General features: G+C 63.4%; 22 protein-coding genes and 1 tRNA gene. 7 read left to right on the top strand and 16 right to left on the bottom strand.

Annotated features, from left to right (window positions below; translation table 11 throughout):
• Positions 1-2: 2 nt before the first annotated feature.
• The 10 genes from E1809_RS06900 to E1809_RS06945 form a co-directional block, all read right to left on the bottom strand.
• Positions 3-1,067, bottom strand: a complete 1,065-nt coding sequence (locus E1809_RS06900) for a HoxN/HupN/NixA family nickel/cobalt transporter (protein WP_133203478.1) — start codon at positions 1,065-1,067, stop codon at positions 3-5.
• Positions 1,067-2,104: an urease accessory protein UreD gene (locus tag E1809_RS06905; RefSeq protein ID WP_133203479.1), complete on the bottom strand. Its 1,038-nt coding sequence runs from the start codon at positions 2,102-2,104 to the stop codon at positions 1,067-1,069. The genes E1809_RS06900 and E1809_RS06905 overlap by 1 nt, the downstream gene beginning before the upstream one ends.
• The gene (gene ureG, locus E1809_RS06910) at positions 2,101-2,718 is read right to left on the bottom strand and encodes an urease accessory protein UreG (protein ID WP_133203480.1); all 618 of its coding nucleotides are present in this window, start codon (positions 2,716-2,718) and stop codon (positions 2,101-2,103) included. Before ureG ends, E1809_RS06905 begins: the two co-directional genes overlap by 4 nt.
• A gap of 16 nt (positions 2,719-2,734) precedes the next feature.
• Positions 2,735-3,406, bottom strand: a complete 672-nt coding sequence (locus E1809_RS06915) for an urease accessory protein UreF (RefSeq protein ID WP_133203481.1) — start codon at positions 3,404-3,406, stop codon at positions 2,735-2,737.
• Positions 3,407-3,577: 171 nt separating this feature from the next.
• Positions 3,578-4,057 carry an urease accessory protein UreE gene (gene ureE / locus E1809_RS06920; protein WP_133203482.1) on the bottom strand — a complete coding sequence of 160 codons (480 nt, stop codon included), beginning with the start codon at positions 4,055-4,057 and terminating at the stop codon, positions 3,578-3,580.
• A 19-nt stretch (positions 4,058-4,076) separates the two neighbouring features.
• On the bottom strand, positions 4,077-5,861 hold the full coding sequence (ureC, locus tag E1809_RS06925) for an urease subunit alpha (RefSeq protein ID WP_133203483.1): 1,785 nt from the start codon (positions 5,859-5,861) through the stop codon (positions 4,077-4,079).
• Positions 5,858-6,208, bottom strand: coding sequence for an urease subunit beta (locus E1809_RS06930; protein WP_133203484.1), 351 nt, complete (start codon positions 6,206-6,208; stop codon positions 5,858-5,860). Before E1809_RS06930 ends, ureC begins: the two co-directional genes overlap by 4 nt.
• A gap of 9 nt (positions 6,209-6,217) precedes the next feature.
• Positions 6,218-6,520, bottom strand: coding sequence for an urease subunit gamma (locus E1809_RS06935; RefSeq protein WP_133203485.1), 303 nt, complete (start codon positions 6,518-6,520; stop codon positions 6,218-6,220).
• A 203-nt stretch (positions 6,521-6,723) separates the two neighbouring features.
• The gene (locus tag E1809_RS06940) at positions 6,724-7,332 is read right to left on the bottom strand and encodes a DedA family protein (protein WP_133203486.1); all 609 of its coding nucleotides are present in this window, start codon (positions 7,330-7,332) and stop codon (positions 6,724-6,726) included.
• A 75-nt stretch (positions 7,333-7,407) separates the two neighbouring features.
• Positions 7,408-7,480 (bottom strand) — tRNA-Lys (locus tag E1809_RS06945).
• A 158-nt stretch (positions 7,481-7,638) separates the two neighbouring features.
• Between E1809_RS06945 and E1809_RS06950 the strand changes: the two genes are divergently transcribed.
• The 3 genes from E1809_RS06950 to E1809_RS06960 all read left to right on the top strand — a co-directional run bounded on the left by E1809_RS06950 (position 7,639) and on the right by E1809_RS06960 (position 10,161).
• Positions 7,639-8,298 carry a hypothetical protein gene (locus tag E1809_RS06950; protein WP_133203487.1) on the top strand — a complete coding sequence of 220 codons (660 nt, stop codon included), beginning with the start codon at positions 7,639-7,641 and terminating at the stop codon, positions 8,296-8,298.
• A 230-nt stretch (positions 8,299-8,528) separates the two neighbouring features.
• Entirely contained in the window at positions 8,529-9,146 is a 618-nt protein-coding gene (locus E1809_RS06955; RefSeq protein WP_133203488.1) for a DUF47 domain-containing protein, read from the top strand.
• Between the two features lies 1 nt (position 9,147).
• Complete coding sequence (locus tag E1809_RS06960; protein ID WP_133203489.1) at positions 9,148-10,161, top strand: inorganic phosphate transporter; 1,014 nt, start codon at positions 9,148-9,150, stop codon at positions 10,159-10,161.
• Between the two features lie 322 nt (positions 10,162-10,483).
• On the opposite strand, the gene pstB is transcribed toward E1809_RS06960, so the two are convergent.
• The 4 genes from pstB to pstS all read right to left on the bottom strand — a co-directional run bounded on the left by pstB (position 10,484) and on the right by pstS (position 14,611).
• Complete coding sequence (gene pstB, locus E1809_RS06965) at positions 10,484-11,263, bottom strand: phosphate ABC transporter ATP-binding protein PstB (protein ID WP_133203490.1); 780 nt, start codon at positions 11,261-11,263, stop codon at positions 10,484-10,486.
• A 48-nt stretch (positions 11,264-11,311) separates the two neighbouring features.
• Positions 11,312-12,421 (bottom strand): phosphate ABC transporter permease PstA, encoded by a 1,110-nt coding sequence (pstA, locus tag E1809_RS06970; RefSeq protein ID WP_133203491.1) that lies wholly within the window; start codon positions 12,419-12,421, stop codon positions 11,312-11,314.
• Positions 12,421-13,353, bottom strand: a complete 933-nt coding sequence (gene pstC, locus E1809_RS06975) for a phosphate ABC transporter permease subunit PstC (protein ID WP_133203492.1) — start codon at positions 13,351-13,353, stop codon at positions 12,421-12,423. Before pstC ends, pstA begins: the two co-directional genes overlap by 1 nt.
• A 139-nt stretch (positions 13,354-13,492) precedes the next feature.
• Positions 13,493-14,611: a phosphate ABC transporter substrate-binding protein PstS gene (pstS, locus tag E1809_RS06980; RefSeq protein WP_133203493.1), complete on the bottom strand. Its 1,119-nt coding sequence runs from the start codon at positions 14,609-14,611 to the stop codon at positions 13,493-13,495.
• A 294-nt stretch (positions 14,612-14,905) separates the two neighbouring features.
• On the opposite strand from pstS, the gene E1809_RS06985 reads away from it, so the two are divergent.
• The 3 genes from E1809_RS06985 to E1809_RS06995 all read left to right on the top strand — a co-directional run bounded on the left by E1809_RS06985 (position 14,906) and on the right by E1809_RS06995 (position 18,168).
• A complete protein-coding gene (locus tag E1809_RS06985) occupies positions 14,906-16,039 on the top strand; it encodes an FUSC family protein (RefSeq protein WP_133203494.1) in 1,134 nt (377 codons plus the stop codon).
• A gap of 68 nt (positions 16,040-16,107) precedes the next feature.
• Positions 16,108-17,481: a DNA repair protein RadA gene (gene radA, locus E1809_RS06990; protein ID WP_133203495.1), complete on the top strand. Its 1,374-nt coding sequence runs from the start codon at positions 16,108-16,110 to the stop codon at positions 17,479-17,481.
• A gap of 63 nt (positions 17,482-17,544) precedes the next feature.
• Positions 17,545-18,168: a Pr6Pr family membrane protein gene (locus E1809_RS06995; protein ID WP_133203496.1), complete on the top strand. Its 624-nt coding sequence runs from the start codon at positions 17,545-17,547 to the stop codon at positions 18,166-18,168.
• A 248-nt stretch (positions 18,169-18,416) separates the two neighbouring features.
• Here the strand turns inward: E1809_RS06995 and E1809_RS07000 are convergent, their stop codons facing one another.
• Complete coding sequence (locus tag E1809_RS07000) at positions 18,417-20,030, bottom strand: peptide chain release factor 3 (protein ID WP_133203497.1); 1,614 nt, start codon at positions 20,028-20,030, stop codon at positions 18,417-18,419.
• 800 nt (positions 20,031-20,830) lie between these two features.
• Here E1809_RS07000 and disA point away from each other — a divergent pair.
• Positions 20,831-21,904 (top strand): DNA integrity scanning diadenylate cyclase DisA, encoded by a 1,074-nt coding sequence (disA, locus tag E1809_RS07005; RefSeq protein WP_133203498.1) that lies wholly within the window; start codon positions 20,831-20,833, stop codon positions 21,902-21,904.
• A 7-nt stretch (positions 21,905-21,911) separates the two neighbouring features.
• Here the strand turns inward: disA and E1809_RS07010 are convergent, their stop codons facing one another.
• On the bottom strand, positions 21,912-22,631 hold the full coding sequence (locus E1809_RS07010; protein WP_133203499.1) for a hypothetical protein: 720 nt from the start codon (positions 22,629-22,631) through the stop codon (positions 21,912-21,914).
• Between the last annotated feature and the right edge of the window lie 133 nt (positions 22,632-22,764).

Raw genomic sequence — 22,764 nt, forward strand, 5'->3', positions numbered from 1 at the left:
CGTCAGGTTCGGGGCGCGGCACAGTCACGGAGGGCGGCACGACGGCGCAGTAGAGCCGCAATGATCCACGCCGCCAGGAACAGCCCGACCAACACGAGGCCCGCGTCGCCAAGGTCGATTTCGCCCAGCCAGTTAGTGATCGGATCGCTCAGGCCGAAGGCCTCGTTGAGGAAGCCACCGAGGGTGATGACCGAGATGAACAAGGCAGAGAACGCCGAAATGCCCGTGATGACCGCGTTGAACCCGAGTTTTCGCCGGGGGTCGTGGATGGCCGACTTGTACATGTGCATCATGACCACTCCGTTGCTCGAATCGCAGAGGGTCATGGCCGCCGTAAAGGCCAACGGAAGCGCGAGGAGCGCCCAGGCGGAAACACCGGCGAGGGACGCCGCCGTCGTGAGCACCAGCAGCCCGATGGTAGTGGCGGTGTCGAAGCCCAGGCCGAACAAAAATCCGATCACGTAGATGTTCCGCGGACGTTGGACCTTGGACAGAGGTTTGCTGAGGAGCCGCGCGATAAAGCCCCTCGTCGCGAGGTCTTCGACGGCGATGTGCCCGCCGGCCCGCGCCACCCGATACAGGTGCACCGTCCGGAAAAACGCCGAACCGTTGAAGAGTCCCATGCCCAGGAGGAAGAGGCCCGAGACCGCGCTGCCGATCAAACCCATTACGAGGTGGGCGGTGGTGCCTTGGTCCATGAGCTGACCGACCAGCGCGGCACCGCCCACCACCATCACGCCGGCCAGGATCACCACGGAACTGTGGCCGAGGCTGAATGCAAGGCCGACGCTGACCGGATCCTTGTGCTGCGCGACGAACTTCCTTGTCGAGTTGTCGATCGCGGCGATATGGTCCCAGTCGTAGCTGTGCTTGATACCGGCCACATATGCTGTCAGCACAAGTCCCAGCGCGAGCGGCTGCCCGCCGCTTGCGCCGCCCGCGAGCAGGAGACCGACGGCGGCAACGTGCAGGAGGATGACCGAACCGAACATGAACGCGAGCCGCGACTTCATGGGTAGGTGCTCGCGCCTGCGATACATCGAGGCGAACTCGGCGAGTGATGTCATCAGTACTTCCTGAGGTTCAGCGGTGCCCGGCCGTGCCAGCGTTCACGCAAGAGGCCGGTGCAGGCAGCGAGCAGTCGGTTCAATTCTTCCGTGGTGTTCGACAGCGACCGCAAAACAAGCCCTGTGGTGCCATGAACGGTACGCGTCAGCGACAACCCCGTATAGGCGTCGTAGTCCGCCGTCGCGCTGTGCAGTTCGTCCGCCAGCGCCTGGTCCACGCGCGCATCCACCACGATCAGCGAGCCCATATGACTGAAGCCCTCCATGAGTCCCAGGCCGGACACGTCGCCAAGCGGAGGCCGGACCAAGACATTGTCGAGCGCGAGCAACGCCTCGTCACCGCCGCTTTCCACCCGGACTTCGTTCCGAAGCCGCAACTCCTCATAGGTAAACGAGGCGCCGTCCGGCGACCAACCTGGCGTGATGACTTCGGAAATGACAAGGCTCGACGTCGGGTGGACAGTAATGCGCGTATCTTGCCGGTAGCTCGCGTCCCGGTAGGCGATCAGCTGGTCCGGAGCCAACTCCAATTGAGCATGCTCCCCCAAGCGAACAGCCATCCGCTGCTCCGCAAACGACCCGGGGGTCTTATAAATCTTCGTGGCCGACTGGGTCGTCAAAAGCAGCGAAGCCCCTGCCTCGACCTCCACGTCCACGACATACAGATCCGCCCCAAGGTACGCCCCACCCGGATTGACCATGACGTAGCAAACCTGCCCGGACCGATCCAAGTAATGCGGCCTCAACACCCTCAAGGCACCCTGATGAAACTGATGCACGGCCACGGAACGCTGATCACGCAGGGCGACCCGCAAGCTGAGCTCCCCGCGCGGTGAGCGGGCAGCCGAGGCGGCGGAGCCGGATTTGGGGGCCGCGGCGTGGTGATGCTCGCGAGGGGCCCACGGCCGCGAGGGCCCCGGCCCGAGCTTGCGAGGGTTGGGAGCGGCTGGGGACGGGCACGGCCCCAAATCCGGCGGAGCCGCCGGAGCCGAGCCAGCCCCCGCGGTAAGCCCAGCCGCCGTCGCCGTCGTGTTCATTCGGCGAGGTCGAGCATCAGGACATCGTGCCGAATCCATTCGATGACTTTCTCCAGCCCTTCGTCGGTCTTCAGGTTGGTGAAGCAGAAGGGCTTGTCTCCGCGGAATTCCTTGGAATCGCGCTCCATGATGGACAAGTCGGCACCGACGTACGGGGCGAGGTCCGTCTTGTTGATGATGAAGAGGTCGGATTTGATCATGCCTTGGCCAGCCTTGCGGGGGATTTTTTCGCCTTGGGCGACGTCGATGATGTAGATCGAGAAGTCGACGAGTTCGGGGCTGAATGTGGCGGAGAGGTTGTCGCCGCCGGATTCGACAAAGATGACCTGCAAGTCCGGGTGGCGTCGTTTGAGTTCCTCGATCGCTGCAGTGTTCATGGAGGTGTCTTCGCGGATGGCCGTGTGCGGGCAGCCGCCGGTTTCGACGCCGATGATGCGGTCCTCGGGCAGGATTCCGTTGGCGGCGAGGATCTTGGCGTCTTCGATCGTGTAGATGTCGTTGGTGATGGCGGCCATGGAGATTTCACGGCTCATGTGGCGCGTGATGCGCTCGACGAGTTGGGTTTTGCCGGCGCCGACCGGGCCGCCGATGCCGATTCTGATGGGTTCAGACATGTGTCCTCCTGTGCTTCTAGCTCATGAACATGCGCGCACGTTGCCGTTCGTGCCGCATTTGCGAAATTTCCAGTCCGGGGCTGACCGCCCCGAAGTCGTCCCAGCCGAGGTGCCGGACATGTTCGACGGCGGCAGCAACGCCGTCGTGCGCTTGCCGCAGAACCCGCTGCCCGGCGTTCTGGCCGAGCGGGATGGCGCGCACGGCGTTTTGCGTCAGCGAGGTGACCGCCGCGAAGAGGTAAGCGGCGAGCGCCTCTTCCAGCGGCACCCCCAGCGAGCGCGCGACGACGGCGAACGCGAGCGGCTGGTGGCCGTCGGCGCGGCCTGAGGTCACCAGGGCGCGGTAGGTTCCCAGTTCGTCCGACGGAAACACTTCGGCCCCGATTTCGAGCAATCGCGCACCCATCTTGGTGCTGGCCTCCCGGATTTGCCGAGGCAGCAGCTGGGCGCTGAGGTGCTCGTCCAACTCCCCCACATCAGCCCCCTCATAAAGGAACCGAATAGCCAAACCATCCGAGTAAGTCAGCTGCTGCGAAATGAACGCCGACAACCAGCCAGCAAAACTCCCCTCATCAACCACGAGCCCCCGCTCGATGTACGTCTCAAACCCCAAGGAGTGCGCAAACGCCCCGGTAGGAAGCGCGGAATCAGTCAGCTGCCGCAGAGCGAGCTGGTACGACGCGCTCATCGGAAGCCCCCGACGGCCCGAACGGTGATGCGCGCCGAGGCGAGATACCGGACAGCCGCTCCGGAATTTTGGGCCGCGGTGTGGAGGGCACCGCGGAGCGGGCACGGCCCAAATTCCGGAGCGGCGCCCCAACCCGCCGGAGCAACGGCGACCCCACCAGCCCGGGGAGACCTAGTGCGTATGTTCAGCATGGCGGAAAGGCACCGGCATTACGCGCTCTTGGCGGTCGTAGGGCACGCCGACGTGCTTGAGGTAGTCCTCGACGGTGTGGTCGTATTGGCACACCATGGATTCGGTCCCGTACTCGGATTCCGCATCGAAGAATTGGGCTTGCAGGTGCCGGTTGCCGAGTGAATGCGCCACGACCCCCATTTCGTAGATGCTGCGCGGGGCGATGACCAGGACGTCGGTCGGCAACACCGAGACGACGATGAGGTTGGTGTCCTCGATGGCGAGGATGTCGCCGTCGCGCAGGTCGCCCGACCCGGCCGGGAGACGGATGCCGAGTTCCTTTCCGTGGTCGGTGGTGACCCGCTGGATGCGTTTGACCAGTTGGGCGCTCGGCAGGACCACCTTTTCCTTGTGGAGGCCGGCGTATTGTTCGGGGTCGGGCAGCTCGTGAAGGTTGCCGAGGATCTTTTCGATGATCACGTTTCTATCCTTCCGCGATCTAGAAGAGGAAGTAGCGCTGGGCCATGGGCAGCACGTCGGAGGGCTCGCAGGTGACGTCTTCGCCGTCGACCGTCACCCTGTAGGTCTCAGGGTCGACGGCGATGTCCGGCGTTTCGCCGTTGAACTTCAGGTCCGCTTTGCGCAGGTTCCGGATGCCGGAGACAGAGCGGATGACGCGTTCGAGCCCGAGTTCCTGGGGGACGCCCGCGGCGATGGCCGCCTTCGAGAGGAAGGTGATGGAGGACTGCTGCAGTGCTTTGCCGTGGGTGGCGAACATCGGGCGCATGGTGCGCGGCTGGGGGGTGGGGATGGATCCGTTGGAGTCGCCCATGAGTGCGTAGGCGATCTGCCCGCCTTTGAGGACGAGTTCGGGTTTCACGCCGAAGAACGCCGGGTTCCAGAGGACCAGGTCGGCGAACTTGCCTACTTCGACGGAGCCGATGGAGTCGGCCATGCCCTGCGCGATCGCCGGGTTGATGGTGTATTTGGCGATGTAGCGCTTGATCCTGAAGTTGTCGCTTTCGTTGCCCAGGCCGTTGGCTGCGCCGTGCTCCGCACCGGACGGATCCTTGAGGACGCCCCGCTGCCGTTTCATGGCGTCGGCCACCTGCCAGGTCCGGATGACCACTTCGCCCACCCGGCCCATGGCTTGCGAGTCCGAAGAGGTCATGGAGAACACGCCGAGGTCCTGGAGGACGTCCTCGGCCGCGATGGTTTCGGCGCGGATGCGGGAATCGGCGAAGGCCACGTCCTCGGGGATGTCCGGGTTGAGGTGGTGGCACACCATGAGCATGTCGAGGTGCTCTTCGATGGTGTTGCGCGTGTACGGCAGGGTGGGGTTGGTGGAAGCCGGGAGAACGTTGGGAAGTCCGGCGATCTTGATGATGTCCGGGGCGTGCCCACCGCCTGCGCCTTCGGTGTGGAAGGTGTGGATCACGCGGCCGTCGATCGCCTTGATGGTGTCCTCCACGAATCCGCACTCATTGAGGGTGTCGGTGTGGATGGCCACTTGGACGTCGTATTCGTCGGCGACGCGCAAGGACATGTCGATGGACGACGTCGTGGCACCCCAGTCCTCGTGGACTTTCAGGCCGACGGCGCCGGCGCGGATCTGCTCGGCGAGGGGTTCGACGTCGGACGCGTGGCCCTTGCCGAAGAGGCCGATGTTGATGGGAAGCCCTTCAACCGCCTGCAGCATCTTTGAAATGTGCCATTTTCCGGGGGTGATGGTGGTGGCCTTGGTGCCTTCGGCCGGTCCCGTGCCACCGCCCACCATGGTGGTGACGCCGCTGCACAGCGCGGTGGGGACCTGGTCCGGCGAGATGTAGTGGATGTGGGTGTCCACGCCGCCTGCCGTGAGGATCTTGCCTTCACCGGCGATCATCTCGGTGCTGGCGCCGATCACGATGTCCACGCCGTTCGTGATTTGCGGGTTTCCGGCCTTGCCGATCTTGAAGATGTGCCCGTCCTTGAGGGCGACGTCGGCCTTGTAGATTCCGGTGTAGTCAAGGACCACTACGTTCGAAATGACGGTGTCCGGCACATCGAGTGTTTCGCCCGACGCCGCGTTGGAGGCCGGCACACGGCCGTCGCGGGTCACTTGGCCGTTCTGCCCCATTCCGTCGCGGACCACTTTTCCGCCACCGAAGACGACTTCTTCGCCGTAGACCGTGTAGTCCTTTTCGATCTCGAGGAACAGCTCGGTGTCCGCCAAGCGGATGGCGTCGCCCGTCGTCGGGCCGTAAAGGTCTGAATACTGCTTGCGCGATATTTCGAAGCTCACTGTACTGTTCCTTCACTGCCGTTCGCCTGTGCGGGCGTCGAATCGAGCGAACCGTTCACTGCATTCCGCAACCCGTACACTTCGCGGGTGCCTGCTAGTTCCACCAGTTGGACTGTCTTGGCGTCGCCCGGTTCGAAGCGCGCGGCCGTCCCGGCGGGGATATCCAGGCGGCGGCCTTGGGCGGCGTCGCGGTCGAATTCGAGGGCGGGGTTCGCTTCGGCGAAGTGGTAGTGCGAGCCCACCTGGACGGGCCGGTCGCCACGATTGACTACTTTGACGGCCACGGCGTCGCGTCCGCTGTTGCACACGATGGGCTCTTCGCGGAGCCGGTATTCTCCCGGAATCATGCTGGCCTCCTAGCGGATTGGATTGTGGACGGTGACGAGCTTCGTGCCGTCGGGAAAAGTGGCTTCGATCTGGACGTCGTGGATCATCTCGGGCACGCCTTCCATGACGTCTTCCCGGCGAAGCAAGGTGGTGCCGTAGCTCATGAGTTCGGCCACTGTCTTCCCGTCGCGGGCGCCTTCGATCAGTTCGTAGCTGATGATCGCGACGGCTTCGGGGAAGTTGAGTTTCAGCCCGCGGGATTGCCTGCGCCTGGCGAGGTCGGCAGCAACCACGATCATGAGCTTTTCCTGCTCACGGGGCAAAAGATGCATCGGTTCTCCTTAAAAGTTGTGTGCTGCGATAGCGGACATCAGATCACTCGAGGCTGGAAAAGCCGAGGACGTCGCGGCAGCTACTACGGTTATAACGCCAAATATCAGACACATCCAGTTCGCCCCCGCACCACTCCTCCCGAACGAATTGTGACCAGGCTAAGCCCGCCGGGTTACCGCAGGATTTCGGCATGGGAACCGGATCAGGCCTTCTTCGCCCGATGCTTCCTGACTTGCCACACGATCACAATGGCTATCGCAACGACGGCCACAACCGCCGCCGCTCCCCGCCCCACCGTTCGAGCCACTTGCTCGTAGGAGTTGCCTGCCACGAAGCCAAGGGTCACGAACAACGAACCCCAGATAATCCCGCCGCTGAAGTTCCAAAAAGCGAACCTTTTGTAGGGCATCTGGCTGAGCCCTGCGAGCGCCGGCATGACGGCGCGGAAGAATGCCGTGAACCGGCCCAGGAACACGGCCAGGCCGCCTTTGTCCTTGAGGAAGTCCTCGGCCTTTTGCAACTGCTCCCGTCGTTTGTCCAGGATCTTCAGCGCAATGACACGCGGCCCGAAGTGCTTGCCGATCTCATAACCGACGGTGTCTCCGGTGATGGCGGCTGCCACGACGATCAAGAGCATGCCCCACAGGGGAAAGATCCCCCGGCTTGCGATCACCCCGCCCACCACGGCCGCGGTCTCACCGGGGATCACGAAGCCCACGAAGATGGCGTCCTCCGCAAAGACGAGCGCGAAGACGATGCACGCGATCAGGAGGGGGCTGGTGTTCGAGAGGCCGTCGAGGAGCGCTTGCATAAGGAACAGTCTGGCAGTGCCGGCGACTTGACGGGAAAAGGAAAAGGCGCGGATTGCCCGCGCCTTCCACATGGGTGGGCCCTGTGGGGATCGAACCCACGACCCACGGATTAAAAGTCCGATGCTCTACCAACTGAGCTAAAGGCCCCTGCGGCTATGGAAACAGCCATGAATACTGTACCTCAAGCTCAGCGCCGTTTTAGCACCAACCCACCCAAACAAGGTCAGGAACAACGGGCCCTAGGACCGCCAACAACAAACCCCGTCAAGAGTGCGCGACTTGAGGCACAGGAGTAGCGTTGGGGCATGAGTGAACAATCGGTACCCCCTGTATATGGCGGAGCAAACAGGCATCACAAGCCAAAACCCTTCGCGCCGATTGACTTCGAGCCGTTCGCGGGCGGAGCGGACCCCGCGCGGGTGTCGGAGGCCGCACACCTTGCGGCCCAGGCACTCGTGAAGCGTGGCCGCGACAGCGATGATCCCAAGATCACCAAGCGCCTCGTAAAACTCGCCGACGAACAAGGCTTGGACGCCATCGCCGAAATGTGGGCAGAAAGTCCCGCCCGTTCCTTGCCGGGCGCGCTCTGGCGGCTCTACGCATTGCGTGCCGCCACCATGCAAAACTCCGAGCGGATCTCCGTGTACTTCAAAGCCGGCCGCGACACAGCCCAGGTTTCCCACGTTGTGGCGGGAGCCGCGGAGCCGCCGGGAGCGGACGAAATGAAGCAGATGGCGGATGCCATCTTGTCGGGAGCGTTCGACGGCGATTTCGACGTCGCGCTGGAACGTTCAGCTGCGTTTTGCCGCGTCGTGGCGCTCGGGCAGGCCACGCTGGCGGACAGCGCGGAGCACGCGAATGAAGGCCACGCAAGCAAGCTGACCCGGAGTTCGCACCAACTCGTGAAGACTGCCGAGGACCTTGAGCACGCAGCGAATGCCTGGCGCCTTGGTGAGCTCGACTGAGATGAACGCCGGGTGAACGTAACCATCCCCGCGGCCAACTGTCAATGTTGACTTCACCGGGCCGACGTATAAAACTGAAACTGGTGTCGAACCGCGAAACCCCCGGGCTTCAACTTATAGCCGCTTCGAGCGGCCTACCGCCGAGAGGCGTATCCGGTTCGGCACCATTTTTATGCCCTTCGGCGAAGACGCCGCCCAACCCCGTTCCTCCCGCCTAACCCGGAAGCCAAATGAAGCTGCGTCTCTTCCCCCAAGAACCCGCCGGGTTGCAACTGTTGTCGCAGATGGCTCGCCAGATTCTTGAGGCAACCGGGACGTTGTCGGAACTTTTCGGGGCTCCGGTCACCGAGCATGAGAGGCTCGTGGAGGAGCTGCACGAGCACGAAGCGAAGTCCACGGACCTCCACTTCGCGTTGCTGACACACATGCGCACGAGTTTCGTGAACCCGCTCCCCCGCGAGGACATGTACGCACTTTCCCGCTTCCTCAACGAGGCGATGGAGAAGCTCGATGCCGCGGGCGAGCTCGTGGCGCTCTATAAATTGGACCGATTGCCGAAGCGCGCTGCGGACCAGTTGGAAATCATCAGCCGCCAGGCCGAACTAACGGTGGACGCAATGCGCCAGCTCGACGACTTGGATGAGCTGGAGGACTACTGGATCGAGGTCATGCGGCTGGCGAAGCGTGCGGAGCGCAGCCACCGGACCTGGGTGGCCGAAATGCTTCGCGATATGAAGACCACCCAGTTTTCGCGGAACCGGGATGTCGCAAACCAACTGGTGGACGTGACCAAGGACATGCGCCGCGTTGCCACCCAGGTTGGCAGCATCATCGTCAAGGAAGCGTGAGGTGGCGATAGGGTTCTTCGCCTTGGTGGTGGCCTTGGCTTCGGGCTTTGCGTTCCTCAACGGCTTCCGGGATGTCTCCACCGCCGTCGCCCTCTCCGTCCGGACCCGCGCCCTTACACCTTCCGTAGCCGTCGTTTTGGCGGCTGTTTTCAATTTTGCCGGTGTGCTGCTCAGCGGCGGATTCGCGCTCATTTTCGGCCAAGCCTGGGTGGTCCTGCCGTCCGGGATGGGCGGACTGAGCGTGCTTGTCTCTGCGCTGATTGGCGCGATCCTATGGGGCGTTTACGCGTGGTGGCGCGGCGTCCCGCTTTCCTCGACGCACGCGTTGGTGGGGGGCTTGGTCGGCGCGGGCGCGTCAAGCGTGGTCACTGGTGGCAGCCCTGTCAACGGCGCCGACAGCGTGTTTCTCAGCCAAGTGGTACTCCCCCTCGTGGTGTCCCCGATCATTGCTTTCGTCGGCGCATACCTGCTCGTGTGGCCGGTCACCTGGGCCGCGCGTTACACCCAGCCCGACGTCATGCACGGCCGGTACCGCCATGCCCAGTCCGTTTCGGCAGCAGCAGTAGCCTTGGGCCATGGCCTTCAGGATGGCCAGCGAACAGTGGCTGTCCTGTTGCTCGGTGCGGTCGCCGCCGGGGTATCCGGCCACGGCGAAATCCCCCTCTGGATCATCCTCCTCACGGCCGGCATGCTGACCGCGGGCACGCTTTGCGGCGGCTGGCGCATCTCCTACACGCTCGGTTACAAACTGACCAGGGTGGATCCGTTGCGCGGTTTCGTGGCTCAGAGCCTGACCTCGCTCATGCTGTTCGTGGGCGCGATCGGCCTCCACCTGCCGTTGTCCACTACGCACACCGTCACCTCTGCGGTGCTCGGCGCCGGAACCAACCAGGGCTTTTCGGTCACCAACCGCCCCATGGTGCTGCGGATCTTGGGCTTCTGGGTGCTGACACCGATCCTCACCGCCGCCGTGGCATTCGTCATCCAACTCGCGCTCTCGCCGCTGACGAAATAGGGCTGAGGCACACAAATGCCCGACGGCGGCAGTCCCACCAAGGTGGCTGCCGCCGTCGGGCTCTGCTCGTTTTTGCTGTGGGAGCCGGTGGGTGGGCCCACGCCGCCCGGGTTCCCTGGCCGAGCTTGCGAGGCGAGGGTGGCGGTGGGTGGGCCCACGCCGCCCGGGTTCCCTGGCCGAGCTTGCAAGGCGAGGGTGGCGGTGGGTGGGCCCACGCCGCCCGGGTTCCCTGGCCGAGCTTGCGAGGCGAGGGTGGCGGTGGGTGGGCCCACGCCGCCCGGGTTCCCTGGCCGAGCTTGCGAGGTTAGGGAGGCGGTGGGGACTATCCGAAGCGGCCGGAGACGTAGTCTTCGGTGGCCTTCTGCGACGGGTTGTTGAAGATCGTGGTGGTGTCGGCGAATTCGATGAGCTTGCCCGGCTTGCCGGTGCCGGCGATGTTGAAGAACGCCGTCTTGTCGGAAACGCGGGCGGCTTGCTGCATGTTGTGGGTCACGATCACCACGGTGTATTCGTCCTTGAGCTCGTTGATGAGGTCTTCGACGGCAAGGGTGGAGATCGGGTCGAGCGCGGAGCACGGCTCGTCCATGAGGATGACCTGCGGTTCCACGGCGATCGCACGGGCGATGCAGAGGCGCTGCTGCTGGCCGCCGGAGAGGCCGGAACCGGGCTTCTCAAGGCGGTCCTTGACTTCATTCCACAGGTTGGCGCCGCGCAGGGACTTCTCAACGAGGGCGTCAGCCGCGCCCTTGGTGATCTTCTTGTTGTTCAGCTTCACGCCGGCCAGCACGTTGTCGCGGATGGACATGGTGGGGAACGGGTTTGGCCGCTGGAAGACCATGCCAACCTGGGTGCGGACCGTCACGGGGTCCACGCCGTGTCCGTAAAGGTTGTCGCCGTCGAGCAGCACTTCACCCTCCACACGGGCGCCGGGCAGAACCTCGTGCATGCGGTTCAGGGTGCGCAAGAACGTTGACTTGCCACAACCGGACGGGCCGATGAACGCCGTCACCGATTTGGCTTCGATGTTGATGTTGACGCCCTCAACGGCCAGGAAGTTGCCGTAGTAGACGTTCAGATCTTTGACGTCGATCCGCTTAGACATGGTGTTCCTTCGGTGCTGTGGTTGGAAGTTTGCAGATGGCCTGACGGCTCAACGGCCGGTCTTGGGAGCGAAGATCCGGGCGATCAGCCGGGCGCCGAGGTTCAGCAGCATTACCAGGATGATCAGGACGAGCGCCGCACCCCATGCCCGCTGGCTCGATGGCCCCGGGTTGGACGGCGACGTCGGGTTGAGGATCTGGGTGTAGATGAACGTGGGCAATGAGGCCATCCAGCCGCCGAACACGTTGTTGTTAATGGTGGTGGCGAAGCCGGCGGTCACCAGGATGGGTGCGGTTTCGCCGATCACGCGGGCGATCGCCAAGGTGACGCCGGACGCGATACCGGAGATCGCCGTCGGGATGACCACCTTGACGATGGTGCGCCACTTGCGGACGCCGAGCGCGTAAGCGGCTTCGCGGAGTTCGTTCGGGACGATCTTGAGCATTTCCTCGCTTGAGCGCACCACCACCGGGATCATGAGGACGGAAAGCGCGACGGCGGCAACCGCACCGGTTTTGGTGCCGGGTCCTACGAGGGCGAAGAAGAAAGCCGCCGAGAAGAGGCCAGCCACGATCGAGGGAATGCCGGTCATGACGTCCACGAAGAAGGTGATGGCGCGGGCGAGGGCCCGGTCGTTGCCGTATTCAACCAGGTAGACAGCCGTCAGCAAGCCCACAGGCACGGAGATGACGGTGGCCAGCAGGGTGATCTGGACGGTGCCAATGAGCGCGTGGTAGATACCGCCGAGGACCTTGGTGCCGTCGTCGACGCTCTTGTTGTCGAAGGAACCGGTGACGCCGTTCATGGAGGTCGTCAGGAAGCCCGGGGTAATGATGCCCGGAAGGCCATTGACAAGTACGGTCCAGATCACCGAAACGAGCGGAAGCAGGGCGACGAGGAACGAACCGACTACCAGGCAGGTAGCGAGCCTATCCTTGGCCTTGCGTCCACCTTCAACGGCGCCGCTCCAGGCGACCAGGCCGATGGTGAACAAGATGGCGGAGACGAGGCCCCAACCGAAGGCGTTGAAGCCGATCAGGGCAAGGATCGCAGCACCGAGCACCAAGGCCACGGCCAAGACGATGTACGGCGCGAAGGCGGGCAACTGGCCCTTGGTGAGGGCCGAGCGCTTGCGCGCGACGGGGGCTGTGACAGTCATTAGTTGGCTCCCGAGAATTCTTTGTGCCGGGTAATGATCCAGCGTGCAATCATGTTGACACCCAGCGTTATGACGAACAAGACCAAGCCGGCAGCGATCAAGGTGTTGACCTTGATTCCGCTGGCTTCAGGGAAGTTCAGGGCGATTTCCGCGGCGATGGTCTGGTTGCCGCTTTGGATGAGGCTCGCGGTCAACGCGCCGGAAGAGAGGACCAGAGCCACGGCCATGGTTTCGCCGAGAGCGCGTCCCAGGCCCAACATGACGGCGCTGACGATGCCCGGGCGGCCAAACGGGATGACCGCCATCTTGATCATTTCCCAGCGCGTCGCGCCAAGGGCGAGGGCGGCTTCCTCGTGGAGCTTGGGGGTCTGGAGGAAGATTTCCCGTGAGAGGGACGTAATGATGGGCAGCACCATGACGGAAAGGACGATGCCTGCCGTCAGGATGGTCTTGCCGGTCGCGGAGGCGGGGCCTTGGAAAATCGGCAGCCAGCCCATGTTGGCGGCGAGCCAGTTGTAGGCCGGCGAGATTTGCTGGGACAGGAATGCCGCGCCCCAGGCACCGTAAACCACTGAAGGAATGGCAGCGAGGAGGTCAACCACGTAACCGAGGCTCGAGGCGAGCTTGCGTGGCGCGTAGTGCGAAATGAACAGTGCGACGCCGATGGCGATGGGGGTCGCGATGACCAGTGCGATTGCGGCGGCGATAAGTGTGCCCACCACGATCGGCCAGATGTACGGGAAGAAGCCTTGGCCGCCCTGGATGTCCGCGGGGGAAGCCACGAGTGCGGGAATGGCTTGCACAACGAGGAATAGCGCGACGCCGAAAAGCACCACGAGGATCAGGCACCCCGCGGCCAGCGTGGCTCCGGAGAAGACCTTGTCCCCGGCGCGTCCGGCACCTTGGGAAGTGGTCAATGAATTGGTGGTCACTTCACGTTCCTTCAGATTCGTTCAAGAATGGCCAAGTTCCCCGCCCCGTCCGGTGATGTTTCACCAGCCCGGGACGGGGAACCTCGGTATTCAGGGCAGGGGCGCCGCGCCTGGCCGCACCCCTGCTCCGTTGTGGTCCTTAGGCCTTGGCCTTGATGGAGTCGACAGCAGCCTTGGCCTTGTCCTGCAGAGCCTTGGAGAGCGGAGCGGACTTGGCGGCGCTGGCAGCAGCCTGCTGACCGGCGTCGGAGACTACGTAGCTCTCGAAAGCCTTGACGAGGTCGGCGGTTGCCTGCGTGTCGTAGGTGGTGCAGACGACGTGGTAGGAAACGAGCACCACCGGGTAGGCCGTGGAGTCCGTGGTGGTGCGGTCGAGCTTGATGGCGAGGTCATTGGCAGCGCGGCCACTGACGGGCTTGCCGAGTTCAACAGCCTTTGCGGCAGCGTCCGCGGAGATCTTCACGAAGTCCGAGCCGACCTTGATCTGTGCGGTGCCGAGCTTGCCGGACACTGCGGAGTCGTCAGCGTAAACCACGGCACCCGGGGTGTCAGTGACGGTCTTGACGACGCCGGAGGTTCCCTTGGCGTTTTCGCCGCCCAGGGATGCAGGCCAAAGGCCAGCAGACTTGTCGGTCCAGACAGACGGCGCAGCAGCTGACAGGTAGTCAGTGAAGTTCTGCGTGGTGCCGGAGTCGTCCGAACGGTGCACAGGGGTGATCTTGAGGTCCGGAAGCGTAACGCCGGCGTTCATCGCGGCGATGGCCGGGTCATTCCAGTTGGTGATCTGGCCGCGGAAGATCTTGGCGACCGTGGTGGCGTCGAGCTTCAGGTCCGTGACGTTCGGGATGTTGAAGGCGACGGCGATCGGCGAAATGTAGACGGGGATGTTGATGGCACCGTCGGGGCCGCACTTGGTCTTGGAGGTCGCCAGCTCGGCGTCGGTAAGGTAAGCGTCGGAGCCTGCGAACTGGGACGAACCGTCGAGGACAGCCTTACGACCGGCACCCGAGCCATCCGGGGAGTACTGCACCGTGGCACCCGGGTTTGCGGACGCGAAGTTAGCCTTCCAGGCGTCCATGGCGGCCCCCTGCGCGGTGGAGCCGACGCCGGTGAGCGTACCGGTGACCTTGGGGCCCGTGGCAGTCTGCGATGCTGCCGGAGCGTTGGTTGCGTTGTCGGAACCGCAAGCAGATAGCGCAAGGGCGCCGACTGCGAGGACCGCAATTGCCGCGTTGCGGCCGAAGCGAGTTGCCTTCACTTGGATGTACCCCTTCCAGGGATTCTCTGATGCGCGCCGAGGGAGATGGTCGGCGGACGGAAGATTTGCGTACGTTTTTGTACCTTGATCGACGGTATGAGCCGCAGGTAACGGAATCGGCTGTCCAAAGTAAACGGGAGGTGAACGAGTGCGGACCATTGGATTACATCTGCAGCGTCGCTCTTGCGTTTGACCGCCGTCGGGGGCTTAAGTGACGACTCTCACTTTTCTGATTTCTCGGCGGCCAGCACGGAGACCGGTTTGCTCGGGCCACCGCTGAATAGACTTGAGGCTATGGCCTCCCTGCTAGGACTTTCAGCAAGCAAGAAATTCGTCCGAGCACGGCTGCGCACTGGCCTTGTCCGCAGCAGGAACTCGATCGTCCCGGCCGTCCAGATGACCGTGTGCGCAGTGGGCGCCTACGCCTTCGCCGAATACGTCCTGGGACACACCGGACCGCTCTTCGCAGCCACATCATCATTGATCGCCCTTGGCTTCTCGCGGGACCCGCGCCTGCGCCGGGTCGTGGAAGTCGGCCTCGGTTGCACGCTTGGCATTGTGGTGGGCGATCTCCTCCTCCACTGGCTCGGTACCGGGATCCCGCAGGCCGCCCTCGTGCTTCTTTTTTCGATCCTGCTCGCCCGGTTCCTGGACAGCGGAAACATCTTCACCACGCAATTGGGATTGCAGTCGCTCCTCGTGGTGCTGCTGCCGGCACCTGCCGGCGGTCCGTTCACGCGCAGCATCGACGCCGTGGTGGGCGGTTCTTTCGCTCTTCTGATGACGATGCTGGTCCCCAGGGATCCCCGGCAGGAACCTCGAAAAGACGTCCGTCAGCTCCTCCATGAGCTGTCCGAGGTACTCCGTGAATGCGCCAGCGCCCTTGTTTACAGCGACTCGACGCAGGCATGGCACGCCCTGGTCCGCGGACGGAACTGCCAACCCCTGGTGGACCGGATGCGCCAATCCCTCAAGGCGTCGGGCGAAGTTGCCACGCTCGCCCCCGCGTACCGGCGACATCGCGACGAACTGGCCAGACTCGCGGATTCCTTGGATTCGATCGACCTCGCCTTGCGAAACAGCCGGGTCTTCGCCCGAAGACTTACGAGCGCCATCAACCACGCGGCGCTGACCGACGAAGCCACCGACAGCATTTCCGAAGTCCTGCAGGAGACATCCGCCGCCGTTGAAGAACTATCGCTGGGGCTCGCGGAAGTCCACGACGGCGCCCGCCGCGCGCACATGCGCGGTGCCCGGCAGGACCTCTCGGACATTGCCACCCGGCTGCATCCCAAAATGCTCCACGTGCAGAAGCTCGAGGGCGAAACAGTCGTCATGCTGTTCCGCCCGCTCATGGTGGACTTGCTCGGGGCCGCCGGCATGGATCCCAAGGAAGCCCGCGACATCCTGCCTCCGCTGCAGGACTGACCGGGTTTTCGGGCACGTGGACCGCCTGGGCGCCCTGGCTGTCGTACCCCTCGAATAATCTTGTACCCATGGCTTCCAAGACCTCCCGCACCTCGAAGACCCCCGCGTACAAATGCGCCGAATGCGGTTGGACAACCGTCAAGTGGGTGGGGCGCTGCGGTGAGTGCCAAGCCTGGGGCACGGTAGAGGAAGCGGGAACCGTCGTTGCACGTACGACGGCGGCAACAACAGTCCTGGAGCCGGCTCGCCGAATTGCCGAGGTAGATGGCACCACAGCGGCTTTCCTGCCGACCGGCGTCGACGAACTGGACCGGGTCCTGGGCGGCGGCCTGGTTCCGGGCGCGGTGATCCTCCTGGCCGGAGAACCGGGCGTCGGGAAGTCCACCTTGCTCCTGGATGTCGCCGCAAAGTTTGCCCGCACGGGCCAAGACGTCTTGTACGTGACGGGCGAGGAATCGGCCGCCCAGGTCAAGCTCCGCGCTGAACGGATCGACGCCGTCGCGCATACCCTTTATCTCTCGGCGGAGACGGACCTTGGGCAGGCTCTCGGGCAAGTGGAGAAGCTTGAGCCGAAGCTCCTGATCGTAGACTCGGTGCAAACCCTCAGCAGCGCCGACGTCGAAGGCAGTGCGGGCGGCGTTTCCCAAGTGCGGGAAGTGGCAGCATCCATCATCGCAGCCGCCAAGCGCCGCAACATGACCACACTCCTAGTGGGCCACGTGACCAAAGACGGCTCCATTGCCGGACCGCGCCTTTTGGAGCACTTGGTTGACGTCGTGTGCCAGTTCGAAGGCGAGCGCCACTCCCGGCTCCGGCTGCTTCGCGCGGTCAAGAACCGTTACGGGGCCACGGACGATGTCGGCTGTTTCGACCTCAACGAGGCCGGCATCGAGGGCCTTGCCGATCCCAGTGGCCTCTTTGTCTCTCGGACGCGCGAGCCGGTCTCCGGTACCTGCATCACCGTGACCATGGAAGGCCGCCGGCCTCTCCTTGCAGAGGTGCAGTCCCTGCTGGCCGAAAGCGCAAGCTCACAACCGCGCCGGGCGACCAGTGGGCTGGACAGCTCCCGGGTTGCCATGCTCCTGGCCGTGCTTCAGCAGCGTGCGGGCTGCGTCTTGCACAAGGACGACTCCTATGTGGCCACCGTGGGAGGGGTGAAACTCGGCGAACCCGCCACCGACCTTGCAGTAGCACTCGCCGTGGCGTCGGCAAAGTCCCGCAAGGCGCTGCCACAGAGGCTGATTGCTTTCGGAGAAGTGGGCTTGGCAGGCGAAGTCCGCCCGGTACCCGGAATCAACCAACGCATCCACGAAGCCCAACGCCTTGGATTCACCCACGCTGTAGTCCCGGCAAGCCCCAACGGCCCGGGACCTGTCCCAGAAGGCTTCTCGGTCCGCGAGGTAGGACACCTGGCCGAGGCATTGGAACTCCTCATCGCGTAAGGCCCTGATTGCCCCCGGAGTGTCGGGCTGGCCGCTTTGTTGAGTGACCGGAAGATTGTCCCTATGACCAAAAGAAATGTGCTCATTGGGGGACGCCTCTTCTTTGCCGTCCTGACTCTCATAGCCGTGGGAACGCAACTCGCGGTCCACATCAGCCTGGGCTTTGATGTGTGGAACTTCTTCAGCTACTTCACCAACTGGTCCAATATCTTCGCGTCGTTGGTGCTCCTGGTGAGCGCGTACCGCGTCCTTGTCGGCAAGCGTCCCAGCGAACTTGACGACGCCACCCGCGGCACGGCCACGATTGCCATGGCCGTGGTGGGAATCGTGTTCGGCGCGCTCCTCGCCGGACAAGACCTTGGCTCCATGGTTCCCTGGGTCAACTTCGTGGTCCACTACCTCATGCCGGTTGTCATGGTTGCCGATTGGTTGTTCCAGCCTCCCCGGTCCACCTTGACCCTCGGGCATCTCTGGTACTGGCTGCTGTACCCGGTTGCCTACCTCGTCTACAGCCTGGTCCGCGGTTCATTCGTGAATTGGTACGCCTACTGGTTCATCGATCCGGCACGCGCAGGCGGCTGGGGCGGCGTTGTCCTCTTCGCCGCGGCAATCTCCGTGGGCTTCGTTGTCGTGAGCCTCGCGATGCTGGGCCTCGGCAATAAACTCGAGCGCCAAGTGGATTACTAAGCCGCCTCCCACCACCGAGCATGCGCCACGCACAACGCGAGCACCGCGCATAACACCACAATGTCCGACCCTCGCCCAACCCGAGGAGCATGCGCAACGCTCGAACACGCCCCGACCACCGGACATGCGCCTCATTCGTCCCACCCCACCACTGAGCATGCTCCTTGGTTGAACCAAGGACTGAACATAACGCGATTATGTCCAGTCCTTGTCTTACACGCGGGGCATGTCCAAAGTGAGTGCGGGAGCTACTTCGCCGGGTTGTGCGTACCGATCGGTACCAGGGTCAAATCAGGGTGGTTCTTCTCGATCCTGCGCAGCGCCCAAATGTCGTTGAACAAGGCAAGGTATTCGCCGTCGGACCTTAACAGCACCTCGGCGCCAGGTACGTTCGCGAGGGTCGGCATCGCGTCCGCCGTCGAGATCCTGGCCATCGAGTACGGGAGGCGCTCCAAGCGCATGGGGGCGTTGAAGTCGTGGGCCATGCGGTCCTCCACCACTTCAAACTGCATGGGCCCGACGGCGGCGAGCACCGGCGCTTGATCGCCGCGGATGTCGGAGCGGAGCACCTGGATGACGCCTTCGTGTTCGAGCTGCTCGATGCCGCGGCGGAACTGCTTGAACCGGCTGGGGTCCTGGGACCTGGCTACTTGGAAATGTTCGGGCGCAAAGAGCGGAATGGCGGGGAATTCCACCGGTTCGTCGAGGAACAGGCTGTCCCCCACACGCAGGGATGAGGCATTCACCAGCCCGACGACGTCGCCCGGGTAAGCCTCGTCGATGACTTCGCGTTCACGGCCGAAGACCTGCTGGGCGTACTTGGTTGCGAAGGACTTCCCGGTGCGGGTCTGCGTCACCACCATTCCGCGTTCAAAGACCCCCGAACACACCCGGATGAATGCCACATGGTCGCGGTGTGCCTTGTTCATCCCGGCTTGGACCTTGAAGACAAATCCAGCGAACGGGGCATCGACCGCGCGGGCCTCGCCGTCGATGTCGGGGCGGGGCGCTGCGGGCGGCGCGAAGTCCACCAAGGCGTCCAGAAGTTCCTTGACGCCGAAGTTCAACGCCGCCGAGCTGAAGAGGATGGGCGTTGCTGTGCCGGCGTGGAAGCTTTCCACGTTGAATTCCTGGTTCGATTCGATGACCAGGCCTGCTTCGTCGACGGCGTCGCTCCAGTTGCTGCCCTGGGTTTCCGCTGCTTCGTCCGGGGTGAAGTACTCGGTGAGGGCGATGCTCGCACCGGCATTGTTGCGGGCGAACTGCGCGAAGCGGTCGTTGCGCAGGTCCCAGACACCGCGGAAATCGCCCGAGATCCCCACGGCCCATGTCAACGGCATTGGCTGCAGGCCGGTCCGCTCCGTGATTTCGTCCATCAATGCAAGCGCGTCCAGGCCGGGTCGGTCCCATTTGTTAATGACCGTGATGATCGGCAGGTTGCGCTGCTTGCAGACCTCGAACAGCTTCATGGTCTGCGTTTCCAGGCCCTTCGCGGCGTCCACGAGCATGACTGCGCAGTCGACGGCGGCGAGGACCCGGTACGTGTCTTCCGAGAAGTCGGCGTGGCCCGGGGTGTCCAGGAGGTTGATCACGGTGTCCCGGTAGGAGAATTGCAGCGCCGCGGAACTGATGGAAATACCGCGGTCCTTCTCCATCTGCATCCAGTCGGAAACGGTTTCCTTGCGGTTGGCCTTGCCGCTGGACGCGCCCGCAGTGCCGATGACCTTGGCGTGGAGCGCGAGGGCTTCGGTCAACGTGGACTTGCCGGCGTCAGGGTGCGAAATGACGGCGAACGTCCGACGCCGGTTGGCCTGGTGGTGAATCTCCTGGACTCGGGCGGGGCTCAGGACGTCTTGGGACACGGTGCTACTTTCGCTGCGATCTGGACGTTGCCCGCATTGAAAAACGACGGGTCGTGCGTGGAGTGGAGGCTGGTGGCGGGGCACCACGTTGACCGGAAGCCAACTCAGGGAGCGGCACCTTTGCGCGCCAGCCAAGGTACCAAGTTTATCCCAGTCAGGAAGCCCACGCTGGGGCACGTAATGGGAAGTATCCGTTTAACAGGAATGAAACGCGGTGCACAAACCTCCGAAATCACCTCTGGATAGTTTGGCATTGCCGGCTGAACTGCAATTCCGGACCGCGTTGAAGCATCCACCAAAGAAATCACCGATTTCGCCGGAGACGTCACGAAAGGATCACTAATGACACTCGGAAATGGCTTGTTTTTCGATCCCCTTGGCACCTCTACGTCAACGCCCGCGCCGCCGGAAACAAGGAATAGTGACAGGTCCGCTCCGCGGCGGAGCCATTCCGCTTCGAATCAAAAACGCGGCGACGCCGGCAGCAGTCAATCCCGGGAAGCTGCACTCATAAGTGTGCGACTCGACTTGGAGCGGCTCGCCCGGAGCCGGATGGCTTCGTGAGTACCCGGAGACCGAAGCCAAAAGCGGCAGTTCGGTATCCGCCGTCGAACGTGTTTTTAACTACTTCATACAATGGCTTCATTGGGGCACTTTAAGGCTTGCCTTTGCGGTTGTTGCCGGTCTATACCTCTATCATTGAGCTTGCAGGAAACTTAGTACTTTGATCCTGTCGGCTCATTGCTGGAAACCGGCATAATTCGCAGGCGCGCCTGCCTGCACCTTTGAAGGGAACACCTATGGCTCGGAGCCCTGAAGAATCGCTCAAGGCGACTCTGGGCAGGGTGGCCCCTGGAACGCCACTGCGGGATGGTTTGGAACGCATTCTCCGTGGGCGGACAGGCGCCTTGATTGTGCTTGGAACGGACCGGACAGTCGAGTCCATTTGCTCCGGCGGTTTTGAAATCGGAATCGAGTTTTCCCCGACGCGCCTTCGCGAACTCGCCAAAATGGACGGCGCCATTGTTTGCGACAAAGACGCCGGGAACATTCTTCGCGCCGCCGTCCAGCTCATGCCGGACTCCAGCATCGAAACCCAGGAGTCCGGGACCCGCCACAGGACAGCCGAGCGCGTGGCCATCCAGACCGGCGTCCCGGTGATTTCAGTGAGCCAATCGATGCAGATCATCGCCCTCTACGTGAACGGTTTGCGGCACGTGCTCGAGGGCTCCGAAAAGGTCCTGGCCCGGGCCAACCAGGCTCTCGCCACCTTGGAACGGTACAGTGTCCGCCTGGACCAAGTCACCAGTTCCCTTTCCGCGCTTGAGATCGAAGCGATGGTCACCGTCCGGGACGTCGCGGTCACCCTCCAGCGCCAGGAAATGGTTCGGCGCATCGCCGAGGAAATCGCCCAGTATGTCCTGGAATTGGGCGAGGACGGCCGTTTGCTTTCGCTGCAATTGGAAGAACTCACCATGGGCGGTCCGGGCAGCGACGTTATCATCCGTGACTACGCCGGTGCGGACGCGTCCCCGGACGAGATCGACGCCGCTGTCCAGGCCCTCTTGGAACTTGGTCCCACGGAACTCATCGATTTGGGAAAGATCGCGGGCATCATCGGTTTCGCGGGCGGACTGGACGTGCTCGACGCCGGAGTGCAGCCTCGCGGGTACCGTCTCCTGTCCGGGCTGAAGTCGGTTCCGAAAGCCGTGGCCGACCGCCTGGTGGACCATTTCGGCGGGCTCCAGAATTTGATGGCGGCCACCATTGAGGACCTCATGACGGTTGACGGCATCGGCGACCAGCGCGCCCGGACCGTGCGCGAAGGCCTCAGCCGCATGGCTGAAGCCAGCCTCCTGGACAGATTCCTCTAGCATCCAGCTAGCCGAGCTGGAAGACCGCCTTGGAGCTGGCTTTGTTTCCCAGCACAGCTTTGAAGGTGTACACCCCGTTGCCGGGCTTGGCTGCGACCACGCCGCAGCCCTCGACGGTCCGGTTCCGTTGCCACGGGAAGTTGGCGATTTCGCTCTTGCCGGGATCGATCTGCTTCACGAGGTCCTCACTCTTCGCTTGGCAGTCCTTTGAGGAGAAGATCCGGTCTGCACCGCTCATCACCAGGAACTCCATCTGCGACGTCCCCACATTGACCTCACACGGAACAGTTCCGCTGTTGGTTATTTTCATGCTGAGGACCGGGTTCTGGCCGGCGGTGTACGAGGGCTGGTCGGTGGACGCCGTGACGGTAACGAGGTTGAGGTCGCAAACCGGGGTTGGCGGAGGCGTCGTAGTGCTGATGGCCGTTGGGGTGCTGAGGGGAGCCGTCGTGGCCGTGGCCGTTGCGAGTGGTTGATTCGTCGACGCACCGGCGTCCGCTTTGCCAACGAAAGATGAACCCACCGCGACGATTCCGGCCACCAACATGGCGACGATCACCAAGAGGCCGCCAAAAACCACAAGCCTCCGACGCCGGTACACGGCAGGGCTCGGCCGTCGTCGTTGTGGTTTGCCCGCGGCGCCCCGGCCACTTGCGCCGGCGGGCCGGGCAGCACCTGCCGACGGCGAATTGCGCGCCTGTGGCGGTTGCTTGCCCTCGTTGACCATTCTTCTAGGCTAGGCAACACCCGGCCGGGTTCGCGCCACACCACGCCGCCCGGACCCGATCGAGCCAGTATGACGTCCGCCATCCCGTACCTCCTCAACTACAGTTGATGGCAGGAATCGGCCGATACGAAGG

Origin of the sequence: Arthrobacter terricola, assembly GCF_004354015.1 — a bacterium.
Taxonomy (GTDB): domain Bacteria; phylum Actinomycetota; class Actinomycetes; order Actinomycetales; family Micrococcaceae; genus Arthrobacter; species Arthrobacter terricola.

What these genes read in the sequence shown, in the direction of transcription:
- E1809_RS06900 (WP_133203478.1), bottom strand. Translation starts at nt 1,067, where the DNA reads ATGACATCACTCGCCGAGTTCGCCTCGATGTATCGCAGGCGCGAGCAC.
- E1809_RS06905 (WP_133203479.1), bottom strand. Translation starts at nt 2,104, where the DNA reads ATGAACACGACGGCGACGGCGGCTGGGCTTACCGCGGGGGCTGGCTCG.
- ureG (WP_133203480.1), bottom strand. Translation starts at nt 2,718, where the DNA reads ATGTCTGAACCCATCAGAATCGGCATCGGCGGCCCGGTCGGCGCCGGC.
- E1809_RS06915 (WP_133203481.1), bottom strand. Translation starts at nt 3,406, where the DNA reads ATGAGCGCGTCGTACCAGCTCGCTCTGCGGCAGCTGACTGATTCCGCG.
- E1809_RS06930 (WP_133203484.1), bottom strand. Translation starts at nt 6,208, where the DNA reads ATGATTCCGGGAGAATACCGGCTCCGCGAAGAGCCCATCGTGTGCAAC.
- E1809_RS06935 (WP_133203485.1), bottom strand. Translation starts at nt 6,520, where the DNA reads ATGCATCTTTTGCCCCGTGAGCAGGAAAAGCTCATGATCGTGGTTGCT.
- E1809_RS06940 (WP_133203486.1), bottom strand. Translation starts at nt 7,332, where the DNA reads ATGCAAGCGCTCCTCGACGGCCTCTCGAACACCAGCCCCCTCCTGATC.
- E1809_RS06950 (WP_133203487.1), top strand. Translation starts at nt 7,639, where the DNA reads ATGAGTGAACAATCGGTACCCCCTGTATATGGCGGAGCAAACAGGCAT.
- E1809_RS06955 (WP_133203488.1), top strand. Translation starts at nt 8,529, where the DNA reads ATGAAGCTGCGTCTCTTCCCCCAAGAACCCGCCGGGTTGCAACTGTTG.
- pstB (WP_133203490.1), bottom strand. Translation starts at nt 11,263, where the DNA reads ATGTCTAAGCGGATCGACGTCAAAGATCTGAACGTCTACTACGGCAAC.
- pstA (WP_133203491.1), bottom strand. Translation starts at nt 12,421, where the DNA reads ATGACTGTCACAGCCCCCGTCGCGCGCAAGCGCTCGGCCCTCACCAAG.
- E1809_RS06985 (WP_133203494.1), top strand. Translation starts at nt 14,906, where the DNA reads ATGGCCTCCCTGCTAGGACTTTCAGCAAGCAAGAAATTCGTCCGAGCA.
- radA (WP_133203495.1), top strand. Translation starts at nt 16,108, where the DNA reads ATGGCTTCCAAGACCTCCCGCACCTCGAAGACCCCCGCGTACAAATGC.
- E1809_RS06995 (WP_133203496.1), top strand. Translation starts at nt 17,545, where the DNA reads ATGACCAAAAGAAATGTGCTCATTGGGGGACGCCTCTTCTTTGCCGTC.
- disA (WP_133203498.1), top strand. Translation starts at nt 20,831, where the DNA reads ATGGCTCGGAGCCCTGAAGAATCGCTCAAGGCGACTCTGGGCAGGGTG.
- E1809_RS07010 (WP_133203499.1), bottom strand. Translation starts at nt 22,631, where the DNA reads ATGGTCAACGAGGGCAAGCAACCGCCACAGGCGCGCAATTCGCCGTCG.